Genomic DNA, 9,911 nt, shown 5'->3' on the forward strand with positions numbered 1-9,911 from the left:
GAACTCGCCGGCGTGCCGACGCCGCTGGCGCGCGCTTTCCTTGCGATTGGTGGTGCAGTGGTCGGCGAAGACTTCATGGTGACCGGCCGCACGCTTAAGACCATGGGCCTTGCGCATCTCGACAAGGCCGGCTTGCACGAATTGCTGCGGGATGGGTTCTGACAACCAGCACAAGCCGTAGTTTGGCGGAGGGAAACGAAACTCCTTTCGCTCATACCCGCGAAAGCGGGGATCCAGAGCTAAGCAAACGACCTAGAGCTAAACGACCAAAGACTGGGTCCCCGCCTTCGCGGGGACGAGCGGGGATGTAAAATGACTGACTCAGTCGCCTGTCTCGGCGCCGGACGAATGGGCCGCGGCATCGCCGTGGTGTTCGCCTATGCCGGGCATCCGGTCAAAGTCGTGGACTTCAAGGCGCGCAGCGACGACGACTTCAACAAACTCGAAGCCGATGCCTCGGGTGAAATCCGCGGCGTGCTGACGAGCCTCGCCGCCTTCGGCATGTTCGACGCCACGCAGATCGACACCATCCTCGCCCGCGTCAGCATCGTGCGCGAGCAGGACGCGAAAGAAGCGTTCTCGTCCGCCACCGTGATCTTCGAAGGCGTGCCGGAAGTGCTCGATCTCAAGCGTGAAGCCTTGGCGCGCGCGTCCGAACTCGCGGGCCCCTCGCCGATCATCGCCTCTACGACATCCACCATTCTCGTCGACGACATCTCCAGCGCCGTTGCGCATCCCGAACGCTTCCTCAACGCACACTGGCTGAACCCCGCCTACCTCGTGCCGCTGGTCGAGATGTCGCCCGGTAAACTGACCGATCCCGCGGTTACTGCGCGGCTGAAGGCGATGCTGGAAGGCATCGGCAAGGTGCCGGTCGTCTGCGCCGCGAAGCCCGGCTATATCGTGCCGCGCATCCAGTCGCTGGCCATGAACGAAGCCGCGCGCATGGTGGAGGAAGGCGTCGCCAGCGCCGAAGATCTCGACAAGGCGATCAAATACGGCTTCGGCTTCCGCTTTGCCGTGCTCGGCATGCTGGAATTCATCGACTGGGGCGGCGGCGATATCCTGTTCTATGCCAGCCGCTACCTGACCAAGGCGCTGGACGATCCGCGCTATGCCTCACCCGATATCATCGAGCGCAACATGGCCGAAGGCCATATCGGCCTGAAGACGAAGCGCGGCTTCCTCAACTACGAAGGCATGGATGTCGACGCCTATCGCGCGGAGCGGCTGAAGGCGTTCGTCGCGATGTTGCGGCACTTCGATCTGGTGAAGCCGCCGGTGGTGTGACTTCACCCTCCCCCCGCGAAGCGGTGGGGAGGGTCGATCGACCGAGGGCAGCGAAGGAGATCGGGGTGGGGGGTATCGGACATATGCCTCCCCCCACCCGGCTCGCTGACGCTCGCCACCCTCCCCACCGCTTCGCGGGGGGAGGGAAAAGAGCTACCCGAACACGTCCTGCAGGACGCCGTCCTTCACCACGATGGTGTTGTCGAGCGCGATCGTGGTCTTCATGACCGGCAGATCGAAATGGCCTGCCGTGTAACGGCCGGCGAATTCGTTCGCGCCCGTCGAGAACAGGAAGTTGCCCGGCACCGCGCGGATCTCGGTGCCGTTGGTGTCGCGCTGGCCATACATCGACAGCGCCTCATAGCGTGCGCCGGGATTCATGCCCCAGCCGACATGCGACACCGCATAGGCTTCGCGGTCGCCCCAGGCGGCAAGATACTTGCGAAACATGTCGGCGTCGGCGCCCTCGCCGATGATGTCGGTGATGTAGTCGTCCTTGAAGTCGAGCCGGATCGGCTCGGCGATGTAGCGCTTGAAGGTCAGGTTGATGTCGCCGCGATCGAGGACCAGGCGGCCGTTCACCGAATTCGCCTTCGGGAAGCTCACCACGATGCCGCCCGGCCAATGCGCGAGCGTGCCCGGCTTCTCGGTCCAGCCCCAGATGCCGACGGTCTGGGCGCCCTCCATGTTGACGTCGAGATCGGTGCCGGCCTCGGAGGTCACCTTCATGCGCTTGGCGCCGCGCAACATCCGCGCGGCGTTGCGCACCTGCTGCTCGAGCGCCGGATCGGGGCGCATGCGTTCGAGCGCTTCGGGATGCTCGTTCGAGATCACCATGATGCGGGCGCCGGCCTTGAGGATCTCCGGGGTCTCGGGCGCGTGCATCAGGCCCTCGAGCGTGCAGTCGACGACGAAGCCGGCCTGCTGCAGGGCCGATATCACGGGCCCGAGTTTGCCAATCGCGACACTGGCGCCGGTCGAGCGGATCGGCACGGGATATTCGTTCCGCGGGGTCGGAATGACGACGTGGAACGGCCGCGCGCCCATCCGCAGCAGGGCGAGTTCGGCGAGCTGTACGTTGAGCTGGCGGGACTGCGTTTCGGAGAGAATGGCGGCGGTGTCGCCCTTCTTCACCTTGCACTTTTCGAACTGTTCGCAGAAGGCATCGATCCACTTGCCTTCGATCCGGTCCGCCAGCATCAATTTTCCTCCGGAAAGCCTCTCAACAGCCGGGCGCGCAGTGCGTTGAAGCCTGCGTTCAGGAGAAGGCCGAGCACAGAGATCGCGATGATGGGCACGAACATGTCCACCGTCTGGAAACTGCGCGCGGCCCGCACCAGGAGATATCCGAGCCCATCTGTGGAGGATATCATCTCCGAAAGAAATACGACGATACAGGAAATCACAAGCCCGATACGGCACCCGGTCAGGATCGACGGGAGGGCAGCGGTCAGCACAACCGTGAAGAGGCATTTGAGCTTGCTGACGCCCATGGCCCGGGCCGACCAGACGAGCTTCGGTTCGACCGCCAGCGCGCCCTGGAGCGTCGCCAGGAGGATCGGAAACAGCGCGTCGGCGAAGACCAGCGCGATCTTCGAGGCATGGTCGAAGCCGAGCGTCAGCATGAAGGCCGGATAGAGCGCGACCTTCGGCACCGGCGCGAGCACCCGGATGACCGGGCGAAGCAGCGAGCCGGCAACCCGGCTCCCTGCCCCCAGGATGCCGAGGCCGACGCCAACGACCACCGCAAGTCCGAAGCCCCAGACCAGCCGGTACATCGTGATCGCGGCGTGTCCAAGGAAGGTTGGATCGCCCAGTAACTGGAAGAAGCGCGCGAATACGACACCGGGCGGCGGCAGCAATCCGGGCGGCGCGATCTTGAACGCGGTGAGATATTGCCAGAGTCCGAGCAGCAGCAGGATCGGGATCATCCCGATCGCGAGTTCGGACAGTCGTGTTTTCGCGGTCATGCCGAGCCCACCGCGATGGCGTGGACGGGATCGGCCCAGCCGACCACGATGCCGCGCAGTTTCTCGAAAGCAAGATCGAGCACGAAACCGAGCACACCCACGATCACGATGGTCGCGTAGGTCGCCGAATATTGCGCGAGGTCGAGCGAGTTGTAGATCAGGTTGCCGATGCCGGCCTGACGCACGATCATCTCGCTGGTCACCATCGTGATCAGCGCGAGCACGAGGCCGGTGCGGCAGCCGACCATGATTTCAGGCATCGCCGCCGGAAGCACGATCCGGAACAGCTGCTGGCGCTTCGTCATACCCATCGCGGCGCCGGACCACATCAGCTTCTCGCCGACGGCCTTCGATCCCTGATAGGTGTGATAGATCACCGGCAGCGACACGCCGAGAAAGATAACCAGCGTCTTCGACGCATCGCCGATGCCGAGCCACAGCATGATGATCGGCATCAGCGCCGCCTTCGGCACCGGATAGATCATCATAAATAGCGGATTGAAAAACGCCGCGACCTTGCGGCTACGCCCCATCATGAGGCCGATGGGAATCGCGAACGCAAGCGCCAGCACGAAGCCGGTCATCATGCGTCGCACCGACGACAGGATATCGTAGCGCGCCTTCGGATCGTTGAGAATGCGCGGAAGCTCCATCAGGCTTTCCCACGCGGTCGGCAGCGAATCCAGCCCCCATCGCATCGACAGCAATTGCCACGCGATCAGCAGGCATAGGCAGGCGATCAGCGGCGGCACACCCGGAATGGCGGTGAGGTTCTTCATGCCGCCTCGTCCGCCGGATTTTCCATCATCTTCTCGATATCGACGACGTAATCCTGGTACTTACGGTTGACCAACAGCTCGGCCCTGTGCCGCGGCCGCGGTAGATCGATCGGGATGATCTCCTTGATGCGACCGGGCGAGCGGGTCATCACGATCACGCGGTCGGAAAGAAACACCGCCTCCTCCACGCTATGCGTGACGAACATCACGGTCTTGCGGTCGCGCTCCCAGATGTCGAGCAACTCGTTCTGCAGCTTGACGCGGGTATGCGCGTCGAGCGCGCCGAACGGCTCGTCCATCAGAAGGATTTTCGGCCGGTAGGCCAATGTGCGGCAGATCGCAACGCGTTGCTTCATGCCGCCGGACAATTCCTTCGGATAGAAGTCGGCGTAGCGACTGAGGTTCACCATGGCGAGCAATTCGCGGGCACGTGCCTCCGCCGCCTTGCGGCTCTCGCCCTGCTCGAGCAGCCCGTACATCACGTTGCCGAGGACGGTCTTCCATGGAAACAGCGCGAATTCCTGGAACACCGGGCCGCGATCGGGGCCAGGACCCTGCACCGGCTTGTTGTCCACCAGCACGGTGCCGGTCGAAGGCGGCACGAAGCCGCCGACAATATAAAGAAGCGTGGACTTGCCGCAGCCGGACGGTCCGAGGATCGAGACGAACTCCCCGTCCGCCACCTCCAAGTCGATGTCCGAGATCGCGAGATGAGAACGGTTGCGCTGCGTGTCGAAGGTTTTGGAGAGGCCTTCAATCGAGATCATAGTGCAGCCAATCGCCGAGCATCACCGGTCACCTCGCTCCCGCTCGTCCCGCGCACAGGCAAGAACCCAGAGCCAGACTTGCTGGATTCCTGCGGTACAGGAATGAGCGGCGAGCGGAGAATTGCGTCACACAGGCTCAAGGCGCGGGCACGATAGCGGGGCATCGGAGGGGCGGCAAGCGCCCGGAATGGGCAGCTATTGCGCGCGGCGTAAGCATTTCGGAGGGATTGAACACGCCGTCCAAAGGTCCGGAAAAATCGCGGAAAACAAATATCGCGAGAGCAGATTGTGCCGGACCAAGGATCAGTCTCGCGACGGCGGCACTGACCTTGACTAATTCCGCGGCGGTCTGGGACAGCCTCTCGCCGCACCGGATCATTGCGCTGATCGATTAGTCCGGGCGCACTGACCGACCAGCTTTCCGGGCCGGCCAGCCAGGGCTTCACACAATCGCCTGAAAGACCGTCGCGGTCACGAGGAAGGCGCCCGCTAGAGCACCTGGTTGAGCCCGCAGATCGAGCGCGCCAGCGCCGGCTGAATTTGGAGGCCCGACCGCTCGAACACCTTTCCGTTCGGGCACCAGACCCGCGCCTTGTTGTCGGCAAGTGAGCAGGTGGTGAGCTTGGGGGCGAGCGTTGTGATGGGCGTCTCGCAGCCGCCGCCCAGTTCGGTGGGTTTCACTTCCTGGACCACCTGCGCGAAGCAGGCCGAACTCACCGATATCAGGCAGGTCGCGACAATGATGCGAAGCATGATGTCCCCTCAGGCTTGCAAATATGAGGGCCCCTTCGGCCCTTGATCGTTTGTCGGCGGACGCGTGCCTGAGGTTCAACGGAGGCTGGACCTGAGCGGCAGGCCACCATCTGCCGGTTCCCGTCGCCCCGCAACCACTATCACACCGCCCGGCATGGCATCCGTGAACCATTCTTAATCCGGCCGCTACCAAAGCCCGAGGCCCAGGGTGGGCAGCCGGGGGGCGATCTCCGGAAATCTGAAAATCGGATTGAAGGAGACGGATCGTGACCACGCTTACTCAGCTCGCGCAGCTCGAACTCGAACTGATCAACCGGGCCCGCATGGACCCGCTCGCCGAAGCGCAACGCGCCGGTCTCACGACGCTGAACGATTTCATCCTGCCGGGATCGGGCACCATCACGGCGGACCCAAAGCAGGTTCTTGCCGGCAATAATCAGCTCACCGCTGCCGCGGTCAGCCATACCGCGCAGATGATTCTGAAGAACAACGTCCAACACGAAGGGATCGGGGACCTCGATCCAGCGTCCCGCATCAAGAATGCCGGCTACCTCAACAATAACGTCCGCCGGCCAGAGAATATCGGCCGTGCAGGCGAGAATGCATTCAACTTCAAAGCAGCGGATCTTCCGACCGAGCAGGACATCATAGCGCGGCTGGCCATCAAGAACCATCTGGGGCTGTTCAATGACAAGCCCGGTCCGGACGTCTTTGGCGAAGCCGGTGGTCACCGCCTCACCATGCTGGACCCGTCCTATAAAGAGGTGGGTATCGGCGCCACGGCGATTACGACACGTCCGACCTTGAACGGCATGTCTGGCATCGACGTGCAGTTTTTCCAGACCCAGAATTTCGGAAATAACAGCACCAAGTCGTTTGTGACCGGCGCTGTCTATAACGACTTCAACAAGGACAATTTCTACAGCCTGGGCGAAGCGGTCAGCAACGTCACTGTGACATTGCGCAGCGCAGCCACTGGTGCGGTGATCGGCAGTGACCGGACCGGCGAAGGCGGCGGCTGGTCGGTCGGCGAGGACGGCGGCACGTTCAAGGTGACATTCTCCGGCGCCGGCAAGGGCGACGTTTCTGCGACCATCGAAGCGGGCGCACTGAATGCCAAGATGGACCTCGTCAACGGCAACGAGATCTACGCCAATGCCAACACCACGCTGAACGAAGGCGCGGTGGGCCTGCGCCTGATCGGCATCCAGGACATCAACGGCACCGGCAACAACCTCGCGAACGTCATCACCGGCAATGCCGGTGCGAATATCCTGACGGGTGGCGGCGGCAACGACATCATCGACGGCGGTGCCGGCACCGATACCGTCGTGTTTTCCGGCAAGCAGTCGGACTACAGGATCATCGTCAACGGGAATACCGCAACGATTGAGGACATGCGCGCCGGTTCGCCCGACGGCCTCGACACCATCACCAATGTCGAACTCGTCAACTTCGGCGGGACAATCGTGTCCTACAGCTCACTCAAGAACCAGACACCTGCGGCTGCAGTCGCGGGTTCGGTCGTGATCGACGATAAGAGCATCCAGGAAGGCGATGCCGGGACCAAGGTTATGACCTTCACGCTCACGCGCTCCAGCGGCACCGCCGCCTTCGACGTGAATTTCGCGACCAGCAACGGTACCGCGATTGCAGGCGAGGACTATGTTGCGACGTCCGGTGTCGTCCACTTCGCGGCGGGTGAAACCCAGAAGACCATTTCGGTCACGATTAACGGCGACACAAAGTTCGAGGCCGACGAGACCTTCAACGTCAATCTCTCGAACGCCACCAATGGCGCCACGATCGCGGACAACGTTGGGGTCGGCACGATCCAGAATGACGACGCAAACCACGCACCCACCGTGACTGGCAACAACTTCAAGCTGGCGGCAGGCGCATCGGTCGCGGCGTCCTCGATCTTCTCGGCCCAGGACCTCGACGGCAATTCGAGCATCACCAAGTATGCCTTCTGGGACGGTGGCAATGGCGGCGGCTTCCTCACGGTCAAGGGTGTCGCCCAGGCCGCAGGTCAGTGGATCATTGTCGACGCGGCGGATCTTGGAACCGTGCGCTATGTCGGCGGCGTGAACGGCGGTGTCGAGACACTCTGGGCCAGCGCGTTCGATGGCAATGTCTGGTCCGCGAACAAATCGGTTTCCGCGACCACGCTGCAGCCCGCTCCGTCGGACTTCAATGGCGACGGCAACAGCGACGTGCTGTGGCACAACAGCAACGGCAGCGTAGCGATGTGGCAGATGGATGGCTTCACGACGCTCGCCAATGTCGGCGCGGGTGCGCAAGGTACCGGCTGGCACGCGGTGGATGCCTTCGACTTCAACGGCGACGGCAAGGACGACATCCTCTGGCACAACGATAACGGCCAGGTGCAGCTCTGGCTGATGAACGGCACGCAGGCCACCCAGAAGCTCGATCTCGGCTCGATGGCCACCACCTGGAAAATCGGCGGCGTCGACGACTTCACTGGTGACGGCAAGGCCGAGGTGCTGTGGCACAATACGAGCACTGGACAGGTCCAGATGTGGAACATGGACGGTGCTTCGCACACGACGACGAATGTCGGCACCATCGCAGCGGGCTGGACCATCCAGGACACCGCCGACTTCAATGGCGACGGCAAGGCCGATCTTCTGCTGCGCAAGGGCAGCAACGTCGCGATGTGGCAAATGGACGGCGCGAAGGTCGGCCTGCAGTCTGACTACACGATGGGCGACGCCTTCCACTTTGCCGGCACCGGCGACTTCAACGGCGACGGCAAGGCCGACATCCTCTGGCACAACGACACCACCGGCCAGATCGTGCTGTGGCAGATGGACGGCGCCAACATCCTCAGCAACACGACTGCGGGCTTTACGGCGAAAGGGTGGGACATCGCTCAGATCGGCGACTTCAACCATGACGGCAAGGCCGACCTGCTGCTGCAGAACGCAGCAACCGGCGCTGTTGCGGAGTGGCAGATGAACGGCGATCAGATCCTGGCGCAGCAGGGCCTGGGCACCGTCTCGACCGATTGGCACATCGTCTGAGGCCGCAGGCAAACGCGGACGACGGCTGTCCCCCGCCTCTCCCCCGGCGCTTCGGCCGGGGGATTTTTTTTCAGTGCGAGCGCGGCTTTAGTACGAGCGCGGCATTCCGAGCACGTTCTGGCCGATATAGGCTAGGATCAGGTTGGTCGAGATCGGCGCGATCAGCGAGATGCGGGCATCGCGCCACTTGCGCTCGACGTCGAATTCGCGTGCGGCCGCAAAGCCGCCATGGGTCTGCATGCAGGCTTCCGCCGCATGCCAGGCCGCTTCGCTGGCGAGCAGCTTCGCCATGTTGGCCTCCTCGCCGCATGGCTGTCCGGCTTCGAACAGCGCACAGCCGGCGCGGATCATCAGGTCGGCCGCCTTCCATTCGGCATAGCAACGCGCGAGCGGAAACTGGATGCCCTGGTTCTGTCCGATCGGACGGCCGAACACCTCGCGCTCTTTCGAATAGTTCACCGCCTTGTTGATGAAGAAGCGGCAATCGCCGGACGATTGGGAGGCTGCGACCAGACGCTCCGAATTCATGCCGGTGAGGATGTAGCGGAAGCCCTGCCCTTCCTCGCCGATCAGATTTTCCACCGGCACTTCAAGATTGTCGAAGAACAGCGCGTTGGTCTGGTGGTTGATCATGGTGTCGATGCGCTGCATCGACAGGCCCTTGCCGAGTGCTTCCTTCACGTCGACCAGCAGCACCGACAAACCTTCGGTGCGCTTCTTGACCTGATCGACCGGCGTGGTGCGCACCAGCAGCGTCATCAGATCCGACTTGTGCGCGCGCGATGTCCAGATCTTCTGGCCGTTGACGATGTAGCGGTCGCCCTTCCTCTCGGCGCGGGTCTTCAGCTTCAGCGTATCGGAGCCGGTGGTTGGCTCGGTCACGCCGAAGGACTGGAAGCGGATCTTTCCTTCGGCGATGCCCGGCAGATACCTGTTCTTCTGCGCCTCGTTGCCGTGCCGCAGCAGCATCCCCATCATGTACATCTGCGCGTGGCCGGCATTCGCCTGGCAGCCATTCGCGTTGATTTCCTCGAGGATGGCGCAACCGGCGCGCAGCGGCAGGCCCGAGCCGCCATATTCTTCCGGGATCTGCGCTGCGAGATAGCCCGCGTCGGTCAGTTCCTGGATGAACTCCTCGGCGTAATCGTCATTGTCCTCGAGCTTGCGCCAGTATTCGCCCGGATATTTCTTGCAGATCGCGCGCACGCCTTCGCGGATATCCGGATAGTCCTCGCCGAGCGGGACCGAAACATTCAGCGCGTCAGTGTTGATGGCATCCATGTTGTTGTCCTTCTTGTTGCGCCC

At 62.8% G+C, this 9,911-nt stretch carries 8 protein-coding genes and 1 pseudogene; 3 read left to right on the top strand and 6 right to left on the bottom strand.

The features are described 5' to 3' along the window. Positions 1 to 162: pseudogene (locus VNZ93_RS19065) on the top strand (glycerol-3-phosphate dehydrogenase); the annotation flags it as partial. A 186-nt stretch (positions 163 to 348) separates the two neighbouring features. Next, the gene (locus VNZ93_RS19070; RefSeq protein ID WP_414710122.1) at positions 349 to 1,290 is read left to right on the top strand and encodes a 3-hydroxybutyryl-CoA dehydrogenase; all 942 of its coding nucleotides are present in this window, start codon (positions 349 to 351) and stop codon (positions 1,288 to 1,290) included. A 153-nt stretch (positions 1,291 to 1,443) separates the two neighbouring features. Here VNZ93_RS19070 and VNZ93_RS19075 read toward each other — a convergent pair whose 3' ends face one another. From VNZ93_RS19075 to VNZ93_RS19095, 5 genes are all read right to left on the bottom strand, one after another. Next, positions 1,444 to 2,490, bottom strand: coding sequence for a peptidase M29 (locus tag VNZ93_RS19075; RefSeq protein WP_325708795.1), 1,047 nt, complete (start codon positions 2,488 to 2,490; stop codon positions 1,444 to 1,446). Further along, entirely contained in the window at positions 2,490 to 3,260 is a 771-nt protein-coding gene (locus VNZ93_RS19080) for an ABC transporter permease (RefSeq protein ID WP_325708798.1), read from the bottom strand. Before VNZ93_RS19080 ends, VNZ93_RS19075 begins: the two co-directional genes overlap by 1 nt. Beyond that, entirely contained in the window at positions 3,257 to 4,039 is a 783-nt protein-coding gene (locus VNZ93_RS19085; RefSeq protein WP_325708800.1) for an ABC transporter permease, read from the bottom strand. The genes VNZ93_RS19080 and VNZ93_RS19085 overlap by 4 nt, the downstream gene beginning before the upstream one ends. Next, complete coding sequence (locus VNZ93_RS19090) at positions 4,036 to 4,806, bottom strand: ABC transporter ATP-binding protein (RefSeq protein WP_325708803.1); 771 nt, start codon at positions 4,804 to 4,806, stop codon at positions 4,036 to 4,038. The genes VNZ93_RS19085 and VNZ93_RS19090 overlap by 4 nt, the downstream gene beginning before the upstream one ends. A 489-nt stretch (positions 4,807 to 5,295) precedes the next feature. Further along, positions 5,296 to 5,559 carry a hypothetical protein gene (locus tag VNZ93_RS19095; RefSeq protein ID WP_325708805.1) on the bottom strand — a complete coding sequence of 88 codons (264 nt, stop codon included), beginning with the start codon at positions 5,557 to 5,559 and terminating at the stop codon, positions 5,296 to 5,298. A 266-nt stretch (positions 5,560 to 5,825) separates the two neighbouring features. Here VNZ93_RS19095 and VNZ93_RS19100 point away from each other — a divergent pair, with 266 nt between their 5' ends. Beyond that, on the top strand, positions 5,826 to 8,606 hold the full coding sequence (locus VNZ93_RS19100) for an FG-GAP-like repeat-containing protein (RefSeq protein ID WP_325708808.1): 2,781 nt from the start codon (positions 5,826 to 5,828) through the stop codon (positions 8,604 to 8,606). Positions 8,607 to 8,693: 87 nt separating this feature from the next. Here the strand turns inward: VNZ93_RS19100 and VNZ93_RS19105 are convergent, their stop codons facing one another. Beyond that, complete coding sequence (locus VNZ93_RS19105; protein ID WP_325708811.1) at positions 8,694 to 9,887, bottom strand: acyl-CoA dehydrogenase family protein; 1,194 nt, start codon at positions 9,885 to 9,887, stop codon at positions 8,694 to 8,696. Positions 9,888 to 9,911 lie beyond the last annotated feature (24 nt).

The organism is Pseudorhodoplanes sp., assembly GCF_035565795.1.
GTDB lineage: Bacteria > Pseudomonadota > Alphaproteobacteria > Rhizobiales > Xanthobacteraceae > Pseudorhodoplanes.

What these genes read in the sequence shown, in the direction of transcription:
- VNZ93_RS19070 (WP_414710122.1), top strand. Translation starts at nt 349, where the DNA reads ATGGGCCGCGGCATCGCCGTGGTGTTCGCCTATGCCGGGCATCCGGTC.
- VNZ93_RS19075 (WP_325708795.1), bottom strand. Translation starts at nt 2,490, where the DNA reads ATGCTGGCGGACCGGATCGAAGGCAAGTGGATCGATGCCTTCTGCGAA.
- VNZ93_RS19080 (WP_325708798.1), bottom strand. Translation starts at nt 3,260, where the DNA reads ATGACCGCGAAAACACGACTGTCCGAACTCGCGATCGGGATGATCCCG.
- VNZ93_RS19085 (WP_325708800.1), bottom strand. Translation starts at nt 4,039, where the DNA reads ATGAAGAACCTCACCGCCATTCCGGGTGTGCCGCCGCTGATCGCCTGC.
- VNZ93_RS19090 (WP_325708803.1), bottom strand. Translation starts at nt 4,806, where the DNA reads ATGATCTCGATTGAAGGCCTCTCCAAAACCTTCGACACGCAGCGCAAC.
- VNZ93_RS19095 (WP_325708805.1), bottom strand. Translation starts at nt 5,559, where the DNA reads ATGCTTCGCATCATTGTCGCGACCTGCCTGATATCGGTGAGTTCGGCC.
- VNZ93_RS19105 (WP_325708811.1), bottom strand. Translation starts at nt 9,887, where the DNA reads ATGGATGCCATCAACACTGACGCGCTGAATGTTTCGGTCCCGCTCGGC.